General features: G+C 58.0%; 12 protein-coding genes. 5 read left to right on the forward strand and 7 right to left on the reverse strand.

What is annotated here, in order from left to right:
* Nucleotides 1–8 precede the first annotated feature (8 nt).
* Together HJD22_RS14620 and HJD22_RS14625 are read right to left on the reverse strand one after the other, a co-directional pair.
* The gene (locus tag HJD22_RS14620) at nucleotides 9–1,979 is read right to left on the reverse strand and encodes a M1 family metallopeptidase (protein WP_208656293.1); all 1,971 of its coding nucleotides are present in this window, start codon (nucleotides 1,977–1,979) and stop codon (nucleotides 9–11) included.
* Nucleotides 1,972–3,114, reverse strand: coding sequence for a ChaN family lipoprotein (locus HJD22_RS14625; protein WP_217267765.1), 1,143 nt, complete (start codon nucleotides 3,112–3,114; stop codon nucleotides 1,972–1,974). The genes HJD22_RS14620 and HJD22_RS14625 overlap by 8 nt, the downstream gene beginning before the upstream one ends.
* A 207-nt stretch (nucleotides 3,115–3,321) precedes the next feature.
* On the opposite strand from HJD22_RS14625, the gene HJD22_RS14630 reads away from it, so the two are divergent.
* The 3 genes from HJD22_RS14630 to HJD22_RS14640 all read left to right on the forward strand — a co-directional run bounded on the left by HJD22_RS14630 (nucleotide 3,322) and on the right by HJD22_RS14640 (nucleotide 7,885).
* Nucleotides 3,322–6,300, forward strand: a complete 2,979-nt coding sequence (locus HJD22_RS14630; protein ID WP_208656291.1) for an EAL domain-containing protein — start codon at nucleotides 3,322–3,324, stop codon at nucleotides 6,298–6,300.
* 575 nt (nucleotides 6,301–6,875) lie between these two features.
* Nucleotides 6,876–7,484 (forward strand): PRC-barrel domain-containing protein, encoded by a 609-nt coding sequence (locus tag HJD22_RS14635; protein WP_208656290.1) that lies wholly within the window; start codon nucleotides 6,876–6,878, stop codon nucleotides 7,482–7,484.
* Between the two features lie 152 nt (nucleotides 7,485–7,636).
* Nucleotides 7,637–7,885, forward strand: coding sequence for a hypothetical protein (locus tag HJD22_RS14640; RefSeq protein ID WP_208656289.1), 249 nt, complete (start codon nucleotides 7,637–7,639; stop codon nucleotides 7,883–7,885).
* A 12-nt stretch (nucleotides 7,886–7,897) separates the two neighbouring features.
* Here the strand turns inward: HJD22_RS14640 and HJD22_RS14645 are convergent, their stop codons facing one another.
* Both HJD22_RS14645 and HJD22_RS14650 read right to left on the reverse strand, forming a co-directional pair.
* On the reverse strand, nucleotides 7,898–8,233 hold the full coding sequence (locus HJD22_RS14645) for an AzlD domain-containing protein (RefSeq protein WP_208656288.1): 336 nt from the start codon (nucleotides 8,231–8,233) through the stop codon (nucleotides 7,898–7,900).
* Nucleotides 8,230–8,946, reverse strand: coding sequence for an AzlC family ABC transporter permease (locus HJD22_RS14650; RefSeq protein WP_208656287.1), 717 nt, complete (start codon nucleotides 8,944–8,946; stop codon nucleotides 8,230–8,232). The genes HJD22_RS14645 and HJD22_RS14650 overlap by 4 nt, the downstream gene beginning before the upstream one ends.
* Before the next feature lie 172 nt (nucleotides 8,947–9,118).
* Here HJD22_RS14650 and HJD22_RS14655 point away from each other — a divergent pair, with 172 nt between their 5' ends.
* Nucleotides 9,119–10,615: an FAD-dependent oxidoreductase gene (locus HJD22_RS14655; protein WP_208656286.1), complete on the forward strand. Its 1,497-nt coding sequence runs from the start codon at nucleotides 9,119–9,121 to the stop codon at nucleotides 10,613–10,615.
* A 153-nt stretch (nucleotides 10,616–10,768) separates the two neighbouring features.
* On the opposite strand, the gene HJD22_RS14660 is transcribed toward HJD22_RS14655, so the two are convergent.
* A complete protein-coding gene (locus tag HJD22_RS14660; RefSeq protein WP_208656285.1) occupies nucleotides 10,769–11,890 on the reverse strand; it encodes a glycosyltransferase family 9 protein in 1,122 nt (373 codons plus the stop codon).
* 92 nt (nucleotides 11,891–11,982) lie between these two features.
* On the opposite strand from HJD22_RS14660, the gene HJD22_RS14665 reads away from it, so the two are divergent.
* On the forward strand, nucleotides 11,983–12,678 hold the full coding sequence (locus HJD22_RS14665; RefSeq protein WP_208656284.1) for a glycosyltransferase family 25 protein: 696 nt from the start codon (nucleotides 11,983–11,985) through the stop codon (nucleotides 12,676–12,678).
* 36 nt (nucleotides 12,679–12,714) lie between these two features.
* On the opposite strand, the gene HJD22_RS14670 is transcribed toward HJD22_RS14665, so the two are convergent.
* Both HJD22_RS14670 and HJD22_RS14675 read right to left on the reverse strand, forming a co-directional pair.
* A complete protein-coding gene (locus HJD22_RS14670) occupies nucleotides 12,715–13,587 on the reverse strand; it encodes a diacylglycerol kinase family protein (RefSeq protein WP_208656283.1) in 873 nt (290 codons plus the stop codon).
* Between the two features lie 84 nt (nucleotides 13,588–13,671).
* Nucleotides 13,672–15,333, reverse strand: coding sequence for a GMC family oxidoreductase (locus HJD22_RS14675; protein WP_208656282.1), 1,662 nt, complete (start codon nucleotides 15,331–15,333; stop codon nucleotides 13,672–13,674).
* Between the last annotated feature and the right edge of the window lie 24 nt (nucleotides 15,334–15,357).

A 15,357-nucleotide genomic window follows, 5' to 3' on the forward strand; every position in this document is an offset into this window, starting at 1 on the left:
GTCACTTGCTACTCGAACGAATGGCGCAGTGTCGCTTCGTCGAGTTCCCAAGTGCCGGCCTGCTCATCATCGCCGTCAGAGGCCTGGACCAGATAACTGCGGTGCCCATGGTGGCGAAGCGCCGTGACAAGACGGATCAACGCCGGGTTGTCATCGGCACTGACCACTGCCAGTCGCGTTCCCGGCACGGTCCACATCCGCGCTTGGCCTTGCCGGGCCATGGGTGTGGGAGGCGCAGGGACTCCCTGCTCCCTCAACCAGCGGATGACATCGTTGGTACCACCCACGACCAGCAGTGGAGTATCGGGGGAGAAGCGGTCATCAAGCGCTGGGGTTCGATCGAGCAGCGAGCGTCCGGCATTCTCGATACCAGGACGCGTGATCACCAGCCGAGTGTCTGAATCGAGGGTCAGAGTGCGAAAAATGGGCGGTGCATCCGGCATCTGGCGAAGCAGATGGTAATCGGGGTCCACCAGGAGCTGATCGGGCCGTGACGCCAGCGCAAAGGTGAACGTCTCCTGTCGCGAGTTGAGCATCACCTCTTGGCTCTGTGGACCCTGCTCAGTCAAGATCGTAAAGGGGATTTCAAGCGGCCATGGTTTATCACCTCCCCACTGTTCGAACGTGACATGCACGAACCAGCCTTCCGTATCGCGCTGCTCGCGTTGAGCATCTGCAATCTTCAGGACAGGCCTGCCGGGCTGGGTCACCCAGGCATCGAAGAAAGCCCCGAGATCGCGCTGCGCCGCCTCGGAGAAAATGGCCGCAAGATCGTCCCAACTGGCTACCTGGAACATGTACCGGTCGCTGAACCTCCTCAAGGCAGCATCGAACGCTTCTTCACCGACCTCTCTTTCGAGCATGTGAAAAAGCATGGCGCCGTGGTGGTACCCTATCAGCCGATCCGCACCACGAGAGCCGCTGCGGAAACTAACAAGAGCTCTTTCCGATTCCCAAGGCATTGCCGCCAGGTCCCTCAACCAGCGCTGCCGTGTCTCGCGTTCTTCCCCTCGCTGCCGTGCCAGTGCGTAATCTGCCAGGTACACCGTCAATGACTCGGCCCAGTTGCCCGATGGGTAATCCACTCTCACCCCGGTTCCCCACCAGCTGTGCATCAGCTCATGCGCCAGCGACGTTTGCGGAATGAATGGCAGGGGAATGACGCGCTCACCCAGCAGCGTAAATCCCGGAAAGGCCAACCCCACCGGGGCAGAGGAAGCGGCCATGGTAAAGCTGCTATAAGGGTAGGCTCCGAGCCGCTCGCTGAATTGCTCGAGATAGTCTGCCGCATGATCGAGATAGATGTCGGCGAACGCTTCATCGAGGCCGGGCGGAAACAGTGTCCGCACCAAAGTCCCTTCCACCTCTCGGCTACGCTCCTGCCAAAGCCCGAAGGTCAGTGTCACCTCATCGATGCGGGGATGGGTATAGTGCGCCCAGTAGCCCTGATCTTCCTCTATTGGTACATCGGCCAATGAACCAGTCGCCACTACATGGTAGCGGCTCGGCAACCAGACATGCAGGCTCAGCGAGAAATCACGCTGTTCCATTGGGGTCGGATACCAACCGGCACGGGGAGGAAGGATACCGCTATCCCCCTCCAGCAAGACTCGTGTCCCGACACTCTCTGGATCTGGCAGCGTGCCTTCCCATGCCAGGGTCACGATCTCGCTAGCGCTGGGAACATCGATGCGATAGCGATTGCGTCCAACCGCTATCACGTCCAAGACCTGATTGCCGAGGCGAGCCTCCCGCATCTCCAGCCCCTGCATGAGTCGAAATTCCCTTTCACCGGCAGGCCAGCTGGTGCTCATCTCGCCATGAATGGTTCTCGCCGAAGGATTGATTCGTAGCGTAATCGACTGTTCAGGAAGCTCGGCCTGGGCGGTGCCCCAGGGCAAGGCAAGCAGCAATAGAATAACGAGACCTGGCAATCTCACTACGCGACAGAGCTGACCAAGCGTCCTCACGTCACGCATCGCCAGCCACCGGGAAGCGTACCAGCAGCTCCACGACATTGCCTTCACGCACCACCTCCAGTGGCAGCAAGGTACCAGGGGGTTGTTGACGTATCAGCGCAATCAACTCAGCGGGGCTTGCCAGGCGCTTACCTGCCGCGCGGCTGATTATGTCCCCCGTAGCGAGCCCCGCCTGGCGGGCAAGCGAGCTCTCTCCCACCTCAAGCACACGAACTCCCCGCTCATCGGGGTCGATGAGAATCCCAAGCCGTACCGGTTGGGCGGGCTCATGCAGACCGCCTCCCACGAGACCGAACAGCACATCCGCCAACCCCTCGGGAGGGGGCTTGCAGCCAGGCCCGACATCCCAAGGTAGGAGCACTTGAGTATCGGTAATACCGAGATCTGCCAGTTGGAAGGGCACACCATGTCCATAGGCAAGGTGACCTTCGCCCATCAGGCCCACCACCAATGCCCCCTGCCCAGCCATCTCCGCCAAGCCACTGGCCATGGCACGATCCCATACCAGCTGCCCGGCAATGAAGCGCTCGGGATCGTATCCAGCATGTTCTCCCATGGGGTGTCTGGATAGCATCTCGATCAACGAATCGCGATATACCGCTGGTGGTGTGGCGGGCGGCGTCATGGCGTAACGCTCATCCTCGGGTACCGCATTCCACCCCTGTTCGGCTAGCCGCGAGCGTAGCTGCCGGTCGATATTGATGGCCACCATGGGTATGCGATGCTGGCGAGCAAAGTGAAAGATCGGTAGATAGAGAGCGGGATCATAGCCCCACGCCTCGTCCCATTGCGCCTGGTTGAGAAAAGCCTCTTCGCCCAGCTCACCTGCCACCCAGGCATCGAGCGCCGGCTGGGCCTGGCGAGGCAGCATTTCAAGACCGATGACCATCTCGCTGCGCCGCGCGTAGAGGCCCGCCAAGGTATGCAGTTGCCAACGGTGATGCTCCATTCGATCATGATGCTCACCAAGCAGTATCACTTCACGCGTTTCCAGCTGCGCCATCAATGCACTTGCCGCGATGGGCTCACCCTGACCCAGCCACCATTGCCCAGGCACGAGGCACACTGCCATGGCGCCAGTCGATAACAGCATTGTCCATGCCAATATCGCCGATCCCAAAGCCATCTTCTTCATACGCATCTCTCCAAGAGGCCTCTCATCCACAGGGGCGCCACCTCATCTTGCTAGTGTAACAGAGGGAGACACTGGCCCGCCCGATGCCAGCGCGCCAACGACGATTAACGTAGGTTAAGCTTCGCTTTTCACACTCTTGATTCAAGTGACAAGCACTACAATCGGCCCAAATGTACTAGCGAGGCCCTCCAAGCGGGGTCAGAGATTATGACGTCGGTGGTCAAAATCAACAATGAAGCGCAACGCCTGGTGGCACTTCGCCAACTGGGGCTGCTCGACACGCCGCCGGAAGAGCGCTTCGACCGGCTGACGCGGCTCGCCCAGAAATTCTTTGGCGTGGAGATGGCGCTGGTCACGCTAGTGGATATCGATCGTCAGTGGTTCAAATCACGCCTGGGGATCGATGTGGGACAGACCTCCCGCGACATCTCGTTTTGTAGCCATGCCATCCTCGGCCGGGAGATCCTGGAAATCCCCGATGCGCGATGCGACCCACGCTTCCATGCCAATCCGCTGGTGATCGGTGAGCCCTACGCTCGCTTCTATGCAGGTGCCCCGCTTTCGACGCGCGAAGGCCATCGTATCGGCACTCTCTGTCTCGTCGACAGCAGGCCGCGGCATCTGACACCAGACGAGCTCGCCAACCTGAGAGATTTGGCCGACTGTGTCGAGCAGGAAATCAACGAACAGCATGACGCACAGTTGCGTCATCAACTGCATCGCAGCGAAGCCCGCCACAATGTCCTGATCGACACCGCCTCCATCGGCACATGGGAGTGGAACCTGCAACGTGATGAGCTGGTGGTCAATACCCGCTGGGCAAGCATGCTCGGTTATGGCCTGGACGAACTCGAGCCGCTAGGGCTGAGACAATGGCAGGCGCTGACGCATCCGGACGATCTGACGTCAGCGCTGGCCAGGCTGAACCAGCATATCGCGGGTCAGCTCGACTACTACGACAGCCAGTTTCGCATGCGTCACAAGGGCGGCCACTGGGTCTGGATCCATGCGCGAGGACGCGTTTCGCACCGCGACGCCCATGATCGGCCGACCGACGTGATTGGCACCCATATCGATATTACCGAGGAGCGCAGCGCCGATGCCGCGGCCCGGGAGCTTTTGCAACGACTCAAGAAGCTCACCTCGAATCTTCCCGGCATGCTCTACCAATATCAACAGTGGCCCGATGGCCATGCTTGCTACCCCTATGTCAGCGATGGCGTCAGCTATCTGCTGGGTGTTAACGCAAGGGCGCTCGAAGCCGATGCCTCCCTGATGAAGCAAGCCATTCATCCAGAGGATATCGCACGGGTGTCCGCTGCCTGGCTGAAGTCAGAGAGTGCACTCACGCCAGTTTCCGAGCAGTTCCGAGTCGTCCACGCTTCCGGAGAGGCCCTATGGACGGAGAATTACTCCTCACCAGAGCGACTGGAAGACGGCAGCATTCTGTGGCATGGCTATATCGTCGATATCCATACCCGCAAGATGGCCGAAGCCGCGCTGATTGAGGAGGCTCGCCATACACAGACCATCATCGACAACATGGTCAACGGCATCATCACCATCGATACAAACGGCATCATTCAATCCTTCAACCCAGCCGCGGAAGAGCTGTTCGGCTATGGCCGTGACGAAATGGTAGGACAGGACGTCAAGCGACTCATGCCACCACCCTATCGGGATGCCCACGACAACTATCTGCACAACTACCAGACCACGGGGCTCGCTCGCATCATTGGTACTGGACGCGAAGTCGAAGGCATGCGCAAGGATGGCAGCAAGTTCCAACTGGAGCTTTCGATTTCCGAGATCAAACACGGCGACGAGACCATTTACCTCGGCATGGCGCGCGATATCTCCCAGCGCAAGGCAAGCGAAGAGGAGATCAACCGGCTGGCTTTCTACGACCCTCTCACCCTCCTGCCCAATCGTAGACTCTTTTCCGACCGACTGAAACAGGCGCTGGCCGCCAGCAACCGACGACGCACTCATGGTGCGCTACTGTTCATCGACCTCGATAACTTCAAGAATCTCAACGATACCGCAGGCCACGATATTGGCGATAAGCTGCTGCAACATGTCGCTAGCCGACTGAGCAGCTGCGTGCGGGAAGGCGACACAGTCGCTCGGTTAGGCGGCGATGAATTCGTGATCATTCTGGAAGGACTGAGCGACAGAAAAGAGATGGCAGCAAGCCAAGCCGAGCTGGTGGGCGAGAAAATCCGCACCCGCCTGAATGAACCTTATTCACTAGAGATACGTGACTACCAAGGGAGCCCCAGCATCGGCATCACGCTCTTCTTCTCCCACGATCAGATAGCGGAAGAGCTATTAAAGCAGGCCGATATGGCTATGTATGAAGCCAAGGCTGCCGGGCGCAATGCGCTCTACTTCTTCGATCCACAGATGCAACATGCCATCGAATCGCGCATCGCCATGGAAAACGAGTTACGCACGGCGATCCGGGAGGAGCAATTCACGCTCTATTATCAAAGGCAAGTGGATGCCGCCGGCAATGTCACTGGGGCAGAAGCCCTGCTTCGCTGGGAGCACCCTTACTTGGGCATGGTGCCACCCAACGATTTCATCCCTCTCGCCGAAGAGATGCGGCTGATCCTGCCTATTGGACAATGGGTATTGCGAACCGCCTGCCGCCAGCTAGCCACATGGGCCACGCGCCCAGAGACCCATCACCTGACGCTGTCAGTCAATATCAGTGCGCTGCAGTTCGCCCAAGCGGATTTCGTTGCTGAGGTGCTCAGTTCATTGGAACTCACCGGCGCCAACCCAGCCAGATTGAAGCTGGAGCTCACCGAGAGTCTACTCGCCTCCAACGTAGAGAACGTCATCATCAAGATGCATGCATTACAGGAGCGCAGCGTAGGTTTTTCACTCGACGATTTCGGTACAGGTTACTCATCGCTCGGCTATCTCAAACGCTTGCCTATCGAGCAACTCAAGATCGACCAGAGCTTTGTCCGCGACCTGCTCGAAGATCCGAGCGACGCCATCATTGCCCAGACCATCATTGCGCTTGCCGACAATATGGGGCTTGGGGTCATTGCAGAGGGGGTTGAAACCGAGGCCCACCGCCTCACACTAGCGAACATGGGATGCTTCACCTACCAAGGTTATCTATTCGGACGACCGATGGAAGCGAAAGCCTTCGAAGCATCGCTGCAATGATTGCTAAGCCAGACAAGCCAGACAAGCCAGACAAGCCATCAAAAAAGCCCCATTGAAGTATCGACAGATACCAAAATGAGGCTAAAAGCACAGCACGGACTGCTCTATTTGAGGCTAAACACCTCAATTCATGGTCCACCCATCATGTTTGCGTATCTATAAGGGGCATCAAGAAACGGATGGATGAACACCTAGCGTCATTAGACGATATCGTATTCATGATTGACGTGATAGGAGACATATCGCCCTCCTTGGCATGAGCTCACCTTTAATTAACTATTTACCAACTCCGTAATTTAACTTCCTTACGCTTTAAACCTAGCAAAGGTTGGGCGGGCTAACAAACTCGGATTCATCCTCCCTCCGGATTCCGCCACTTCTTGTAAGTATTTGTCGCGGCGTTTAGCTGTGCCACGCTGTGCAAGCACCTCAAGGGTGGGCTTCCAGCAAGCTCGATCCTCCCTAATCAGGGCAAAGCATGATGTTTAGAGTTATTAGTAACGCGTCTCTTGAGGTATTCGACTATCTTTGAAGAGCAGGCCGACTGAAATAGGCCATCTCTAAAGGAGAAGATCATGAAAAGGACAGCACTCGCCATTGCCATCGGGGCCATCTGCGCCGGACTTTCCACAGGGGTTCTCGCTCAGGAGGCGTCGGATGATGCCGATCTTAACGATAACGGAATGACTCAGGAACAGAACGATGCGCCCACGGTGACTGACGATCAGCCAGATGACACCGGAATGGAGGCAGACCAGCCAGATGACACTGGGATGGGTGCGACCCAGCCGGGGGCGGACGATACCGATGAGGGAATCACTCAGGACAATAACCAGCAAACGCAGGTTGGAGGCGATGACGACCTGATGTCGAAGCAGGTAAGCGATCTGGAAGGCATGACCGTGGTCAACCAGGATGGCGAGGATATCGGTAATATTCAGCATATCGCCCAGCACAATGAGACAGGCGATCTTTATGCAGTCGTATCGGTCGGCGGCTTATGGGGTATTGGTGCTACGGATATCGCACTTTCCATTGATGAAATGGAAGTTCAGGATGACCAATTGGTCATGAGCACTACCTATGGCGAGGATGAGATAGAAAGCTCCTCCGATGAGTACAACGAAGAGAATTATACCGAGCTCGATGGCGACATGACGCTTTCCGAAGCTCACCAGCAGTAAGCCCCGATACGCTTGCAGCATCGGAAGTATGATTTACAAGGGCAAGGCATGATGCCTTGCCCTTGCTATTTATCCCTATTCGAGTGATTCGCAAGACTAGCCCTGCTCTGCCATAGTCAGAGAACCGAAGGACAACGCATCAAGGAGGAGCCATGACTCGCACTGCACGAGTGGAGCCCATCAATGAAGAGCGAGAGGAGGCGATCATCGTCTCGGGATGGCGAGTGGTCGACGTCACCAACCCGGATCTGCCTCAGGAGATCTCCCGGCACGATAGTGAACCGCAAGCCATTCAGGCTGCGCGTCAGTTCGAAAACGACACCTCCAGTGAACCTGGTTCGGCTCCTGACGATACTCAGGATTATGATGCTTCGGACGTCAATGGCGGCAAGAATCTCTGACCAAGTGAACGATTAGAAGCTCAGCAGTGGGCCCAGCACACCATATGCCAGGGCCCCGCTCAGCGTGGCCAGGCCTATATTGCCTGTCAAACGCAGCAGTGCCAAAACCGTGGCGCAACCTAGAAACAGACGTAGCGTATTGACTAGATCCGGTTCTGGCCACCATAGGCCCCAGAGCGAAAGTGCGATCAACGAAGCGATGGCCGCCACACCAAGTGCTGCGAGCACCCGAGCAAGAAAACCCTGCGCACTCGCCAGGCGCCGGCCAAAGACCAGTGGAACGTAGCGAATCAGATAGGTGCCCACTCCCGCCGCAACGATCACCATGACCAGTTCTAGTACACTCATTTCGCCTTATCTACCCTATGTGGCACGCTACGCATGCCTCCAGCCAGGGCGCCCATCAACATGCCGATCAGCATCGCTGCTTGCCCCGGCAGCCATAGGAGCCCCACAAGCGTCACCGCTCCAGCCACTAGCACGACAGGCCATAGACGATGATGAAAGGCCTGCGCCAGCAGGGCGACGAAAAGCGCCGGCAGCACGAAGGCGAAGGTCTCCGCGATAATCCCCTCGCCTGTCGCCGATAACGCGCCCAATACGGCACCCGCTATCGTTCCGAACACCCAGGCAGTATAAGCGCCAGTAGCCACGCCCAGATACCAGAGGGGATTGAGGCGCCGAGAGGAACCCTTAGCCATGGCCGTGGCAAACACTTCGTCGGTCAGGCCAAACGCCAACAGCGGCGCCAACCGTTTCGGCAGCTTGGCCAGCCTTAGGGCCAGCGAGGGGCCATAAAAGAGATGACGGAGATTCATCATCAGCACCGCCGATAGCACCGCTAGCCCTCCACTACCCGCCCCCAGCATGGCGACCATCACGAACTGGCTTGCTCCAGCAAAGACCACAAGTGAGATCAGGACTGCCTGCCACGCGGCCAGCCCAGCTTGAACCGCCACCACCCCAAACGAGAAGGCGATGGGCGCATAGCCCACCACCAGAGAGAAACTGTCGCGCAGCCCTGCGCACCACTCTTGCCATGCTCCGGAGTCATTACTCACTCTATTTTTCCTAACATGCAATTTCTCGAATAAAAAAGGGGATTCTTTATAACGAAATGCTCTTCACGCAGCAACCGTAAGCCATATCATCAGCGATGCGCCAGGAGGGATTTGTCCAATTTAGCCTTGGCTTCTATATCTTAAGAGTTCACATCAAACGCATGGAGGCGTCATGAAATCTATCTGGAAAGAGGGATTAAACAATCCAGGCGACTATCCCACCCTGACCGAGAGTATCGAAGCCGATGTCGTGGTGATCGGTGCCGGTATTACCGGCCTTACCGTCGCCCAACAGCTGGCGCATCCCGGCAAGCGTGTGGTCGTGCTGGAAGCGCGCTCCGTGGGTGGAGGCTGTACCGGTGGTTCGACCGGCAATCTATATAGCACCCTCGCCTCGGGGCTCTCTTCGATCCGCAAGAAGTGGGATGACGAAGCGATTCGGGACGTGGTCGAGTCTCGAGCCGAGGCAATCGATCATATCGAGGCCACGGTGGCTCAATTCGGTATCGATTGCCAGTTCCAGCGCCGCCCGCTCTATCGTCTGCTCACCGATGTAGATTCCCAGAGCATGGAGTCTCTCGAGTCGGAGCGAGAGGCAATGACCCAGGCAGGCCTTCATGTAATGACGGAGGAGACGCCGCCCCTTCCCTTTCCCGTGACCCGAGGGTTACGGCTCGACAACCAGGCACAATTCAATGCCTTCCATTATGTACAGGGTCTGGCCAGAGCCCTTGGCGGGCTAGGTGTCACTCTCTATGAGCATAGCCCGGTTCGAGACATCGACTACAAGCGGGGCATCGTCGAGACCGATGGTGGACGGGTCATCGCAAAACATATCGTGCATGCCACGCACACGCCCAAGGGCGTCAATCTGCTGCAAACCGAGATGATCGCCTCACGCGAGTATGCCGTCAGCGCCAGACTCAACGATGGGTCCTACCCGGAGGGCATCTGTTTCATGCTCGACCCCTTTCACTCTCTGCGCAGTTATCAGCATCAGGGGGACACCTATGTCATGGCGATCGGTGAAAAGCACCAGACAGGCGAGGGTCAACCAGAGAGCGATCATTATCAGCAGCTACGCGCCTATCTCACCACTCACTTCAATGTGAAGGAGATCGAGTATCAATGGTCAGCCCAGCAGTACAGCTCCGCTGACGGCTTGCCTTATATTGGCAGAGCGCATATCAACGACCATACCTATGTCGCGACCGGCTTCTCTGCCGATGGCCTCACTTGGGGGGTGCTTGCCGGGATGGTCATTGGCGACCTCATACGGGGACGAGACAACCCCTGGCATCAACGCTTCGATGCAAGACGCTTCACGCCCCTCAAATCCGCCACACAATGGGCCAAGGAGAACGTTTCGGTGGCCAAGCACTTCGCCAAGGATTACCTGAGCGCGGAGAAGCTCAAAGCACTTGACGGAATCGTCCCTGGCCAGGCTACGGTCGCAACGATCGATGGTGAAAAGCTTGCCATCCATAGAAATGAAGCCGGAGAGTTTTCCGTTCTTTCGGCAGTTTGCCCGCATATGAAATGCCTGGTGCACTGGAACGAAGCAGAAACTTCCTGGGATTGCCCCTGTCATGGTAGCCGCTTCGATACCCAGGGCGAAGTCATCGAAGGCCCCTCCTACTCACCGCTGGAGAAGCGCCACTCATCCTGACGGGATGGACCATCATCTCGTTCTAGCCCCTTGGAGCGCGATCTGCGACATGAGGGACTAAGGATGCCATGAACCGCAAACGCCTTGGGCTGGAAGGCCCCCTCGGGAGCCTTCCACGACACAGCTGCTTCACGACCTGGAGCGGCTGTTGTCTCAGCTTTCCGAGCCGGCTGCCGTGCAGGGCAACCTCCGATCCAGTCCAATGCAGAAGTGGTGCAACTGTGTATTCGCGCTCATCCAATCTAGCTGATTGACATCCAGCGGTGTACTGGGCTCAGCGAGGAAATTGATCGAGCCGGGGTGACGGCTATGCCAATCATCGCGATCGGCAGGATCGTAAGGAAAGAGAACGAAGGAGGGCACATCGAGCCCATCCGCCAAGTGCACGGTTGCCGTGATACCCGATATCAGCCCATCGGAACGCGCGATCATGGAGATATTGTCATGAATCGTCTGGGTCTGGAGCAGACAAAAGACACGCTCATCGGCAAAGCGCCGACAAAACGCCTCCACCTCCTCTTGCTTTTCCGGGGCCGAGAGCATGCATATCTCGTGTTCCGGCAGTTCGGCAAGCACTCGCCTGGCCAAACGCTCGCAGGTCTCCATCGTCAAGCTTCTGGCCCGGCCCTTGCTGTAGGCATTCAGGCACAGGAACGGACGTGAGCGCTGCAGGACCAGGGTCTCCGCACGCCTTTCGCTCTGCTCGGCTCGCGGCACGATATAGCGGGTATCGACCTTTCGAGCACCGCAGCGAGTCAGCAGCTCGACATACTTATCGGCAAAGTGAAGCCCCTGTGTCGCATGTCCCAGCTTGAGATCGATGCGTGCCACGCTGTCATCGAGTCCCGCGATGTGACGAGTTCGCAGCCGGCTAAGCAAATACATGTCACGGTGCTTTACCAAGTGACTGAAATGTACCACCAAATCGATTTCGCCGATGCGCTGGGCAAGATCGCGCATCGCTGCCTTGGAGGGTTTGCGACGGGTTTCATGCACCCGATCCACGCCAAATTCCTCGAGAAACAACGGGGCCATCTCCTGGGTGGCGATGACTTCGATGGAGATGGTGGGATTGAGCTGCTTGAATTCGCGGCAGACAAAGGAGAACACGACCGAGTCGCCCCATTTGGCATCCCAACGAACGAAGACGATTCGCTCAGGTCTTTCGACTCGATCTATGGCAGGGCGCGTCACATCGTAACGGCGGCGACTGTGCTGTTGACGGATATTATCGCGCCACGCGCGTAATGTATTAACCACTTGACGAATGCTCATTGCCTTTCCCGGAGTAGCGCGATGAGTGATAACCTTGCAACGCTTGAGGTAAGCTTCGGTCTGTTTTGATATGACGAATAGGATAACAGCTCGTGTCTGACCTCCCTCCCGTTTTTGTCATCTCTCTTCCCGGCTCGCAACGCCGTGAAGTCATTCAGCGAACGCTGGAGAGCATTGACCTTCCCTTTCGATTCTGGGATGCAGTCCATGGCGGCAAGCTCAGTGCCGAACAAATCGCCTCAGTCGATACCGACTATACCCAGCGCGAGTGGGGGCATGGACTCAGCCCGGGCGAGATCGGCTGCGCGCTAAGCCATATCACGCTCTATGAACATATACGTGCAAGCGCGTACGAAGCGGCGATCGTACTTGAGGACGATGCCTGCCCCGTGGCAGGCTTCAAGGAGATACTGATCACCATGCTGGGCAAGCTTCCGACAAGAGCCGAACTCGCCTACCTGCATCATGGAAAGGCCAAGTCCTGGCCGATCAAGCGCACCCTGCCCCACGGCCTCAAACTGGTTCGTTATCGGTCACCCAGCGCTAAATCCAAACGCAACATCATCAGTACGCGAGGCTATTGGCTATCGTACAAAGGGGCTATAAAGCTGCTGCATCAAGCCTATCCGGTGCGAATGCCCTCCGATTACCTTACCGGTTATATCCAGCGCAGCGGCATCCACGCCTATGGCGTCGAGCCCAATTGCCTGATCGAAAACGATAGCATCTCGGAAATCGACATGATCAGCCAGCGTCAATATGGGGGTCACTTGCAACCAAAAGCGTAACGCACCTGGCATTCAAGACTTTGCATGATGCGTGGTTCAGGTGTGCATGATCTTTTCGCATGCCACTTCCAAGACAGCTGGACGGCATACTGCTGTTGCCTTCTCGATCTTGCCAATTACATCGCCATCTGCCGTCAGCGTCTTGGGACTACGTAACTCAATCTGGCATTCGCTCGCCTTGACATGGACAAGTGTCGAGCTGTGCTTGGAAACGCGTCCCAACAACCGTAACATGACGAAGGCACCAAGCAGACGCGCCCAGGAGCGAGGCCGCACCGCAACGATATCGAGTTGCCCATCATTGGCCGCAGCATTGGGGATACGCTGCCCTCCTCCATAGAAGGCTCCAGACGCCACCGCAATCGATAACCAGCGTCCTTCGATGATCTCGCCATCGTATGTCAAGCGTCCATGGAACCCCTGCTGCCCCCATAACTTTCTCATGAGCGCCGCCAGATAGCTGAATCGCCCGAAACGCTTCTTGTATTCGGAAAAAGCCTCACGTACCGGGATCGTACCAAGCCCGATGTGCGCCACATTGAGAAACAGGTGGCCATCTATCCATGCGACGTCGACCTTGGCGGTCTGCCCCGACACCGCCAGTCGACAAATGCTTTCGGCATCGTCCGGCAAGCCCAGATTGCGGGCAAAGTCGTTTGCCGTTCCCGAAGGTAATACCACCAGGGTGGCGCTGCGCTCCACACATAGAGCAGCGATACGACTGACGGAGCCATCCCCACCCGCGACAAGGAGGCGATCCCCTGCCTGAACCCCCTTCTCCCAGCCGGCATCGGAGAAATCCCGAACCAACAAATCCGAAAGGCCGACCGCTTGCAAGTGCTCTAACCAGAATGCCTGTCCTCGCTTCCCTTCACCCGCTTTCGCATTCGCGATCAACCAATTGCGCATTTCCGTATCCGCTTATCCTCGTATTGCACAAGAATAGGGACAAACGGGGCGGCATAGCAACCAGACATCGAAGCGGCAAGGAGTCTATTCCCCTCTTAGGATCCACCCCGCCGCTTTCTCGGCAATCATCAATGTCGGCGAGTTGGTGTTACCGCTGGTGATGGTCGGCATTACACCTGCGTCCACTACTCGCAGCCCCTTCACGCCACGTACGCGAAGGTGAGAGTCGACCACCGCCATGGGATCGTCGGCTCGCCCCATGCGCGTGGTCCCCGCCGGATGAAAGATGGTGGTAGCGATGTCGCCGGCCAGCCGCGCCAGCTCCTCGTCGCTCTGGTACTGCGTGCCCGGCTTGACCTCCTCTGCCTGATACTTGCTAAAGGCCGCCTGCTCGACGATACGCCGAGTGACGCGCAGCGAATCGGCGGCCACCTTGCGATCCTCCTCGCTGCTCAAGTAGTTGGGAGAGATGCACGGCGCCACTCGTGGGTCACGGCTCTTGATGCGCACGTGTCCGCGACTGGTGGGATTGAGATTGCAGACACTAGCCGTGATGGCTGGGTAGTCATGCAGCGGCTGACCGAACGCCTCCAGACTCAGTGGCTGAACGTGATACTCGATATTGGGGTGCTTATACTCGTCCGAGCTGCGAGTGAAGGCACCAAGCTGCGATGGCGCCATGCTCATCGGGCCGGAGCGTTTGAGCACGTACTCCAGCCCGATGAGCCCCTTGCCGAACAGCGTGGCGGCCAGGGTATTGAGCGTCTTGGCTCCGGTGACGCGGTAGACCGAGCGGATCTGCAGGTGATCCTGCAGGTTCTCCCCTACGCCTGGCAGTTCATGCACCAGCGGTATGCCATGCTGCCTGAGCAGCTCCAGCGGACCGATGCCGGAGAGCTGCAGGAGCTGGGGCGAGCCGATGGCCCCGGAGGCCAGGATCACCTCGCGGCGCGCCTTGACGCTGGCTGTCTCGCCCTTGCGCTCGACCTGCACTCCCGTACAGCGCGGCACGCCGTTCTCGCCCCGCTCGAACTCCAGGCGCAGCGCCAGCGTGGAGTGCCACAGGGTGAAGTTGTCGCGCTTCTGGCACACCGGCCTGAGAAACGCCTTGGCAGTATTCCAGCGCCAGCCCGAACGTTGGTTGACCTCGAAGTAGCCGACGCCTTCGTTGTTGCCGCGGTTGAAGTCGTCGGTCCTAGGAATGCCCGCCTCCTCGGCGGCCTTGGCGAAATCGTCGAGTACCTGCCAGCGAAAGCGTTGCCTTTCCACCCGCCATTCGCCGCCATGGCCATGAAAGTCGCGATGCCGCTCGTCGGCGTCGCCGCCCTCGTCCAGGCGGCAGTGATCCTCGTGCCTCATGAAGTCCGACAGGCAGTTCTCCCAGCGCCAGGCATCGTCGCCGGTCTCCGCGGCCCAGCTGTCGTAGTCCCGGGCCTGGCCGCGCATGTAGATCATGCCGTTGATGCTCGAGCAGCCGCCCAGCGTCTTGCCACGGGGATAGAGCAGCGTACGACCATTGAGCCCGGCATCCGGCTCGGTGCGAAACAGCCAGTCGGTACGCGGGTTGTTGATGCAGTAGAGATAGCCCACCGGAATGTGGATCCAGTGATAGTTGTCGCGCCCGCCCGCCTCGATCAGCAGCACCCGGTTATTCGGGTCGGCACTCAGGCGGTTGGCGAGCAGACACCCTGCGGTACCCGCCCCCACGACGATGTAGTCGAATTCCAGAGGTGAAGTCGTGCTCATGACGCACTCCGAGCTGGCGTAATA

The organism is Halomonas sp. TA22, from assembly GCF_013009075.1.
Taxonomy (GTDB): Bacteria; Pseudomonadota; Gammaproteobacteria; order Pseudomonadales; family Halomonadaceae; genus TA22.

Excerpts from the sequence above, each read along its gene's own strand:
- HJD22_RS14655 (WP_208656286.1), top strand. The coding sequence starts at position 9,119 with ATGAAATCTATCTGGAAAGAGGGATTAAACAATCCAGGCGACTATCCC.
- HJD22_RS14635 (WP_208656290.1), top strand. The coding sequence starts at position 6,876 with ATGAAAAGGACAGCACTCGCCATTGCCATCGGGGCCATCTGCGCCGGA.
- HJD22_RS14630 (WP_208656291.1), top strand. The coding sequence starts at position 3,322 with ATGACGTCGGTGGTCAAAATCAACAATGAAGCGCAACGCCTGGTGGCA.
- HJD22_RS14625 (WP_217267765.1), bottom strand. The coding sequence starts at position 3,114 with ATGAAGAAGATGGCTTTGGGATCGGCGATATTGGCATGGACAATGCTG.
- HJD22_RS14640 (WP_208656289.1), top strand. The coding sequence starts at position 7,637 with ATGACTCGCACTGCACGAGTGGAGCCCATCAATGAAGAGCGAGAGGAG.
- HJD22_RS14645 (WP_208656288.1), bottom strand. The coding sequence starts at position 8,233 with ATGAGTGTACTAGAACTGGTCATGGTGATCGTTGCGGCGGGAGTGGGC.
- HJD22_RS14675 (WP_208656282.1), bottom strand. The coding sequence starts at position 15,333 with ATGAGCACGACTTCACCTCTGGAATTCGACTACATCGTCGTGGGGGCG.
- HJD22_RS14670 (WP_208656283.1), bottom strand. The coding sequence starts at position 13,587 with ATGCGCAATTGGTTGATCGCGAATGCGAAAGCGGGTGAAGGGAAGCGA.
- HJD22_RS14660 (WP_208656285.1), bottom strand. The coding sequence starts at position 11,890 with ATGAGCATTCGTCAAGTGGTTAATACATTACGCGCGTGGCGCGATAAT.
- HJD22_RS14620 (WP_208656293.1), bottom strand. The coding sequence starts at position 1,979 with ATGCGTGACGTGAGGACGCTTGGTCAGCTCTGTCGCGTAGTGAGATTG.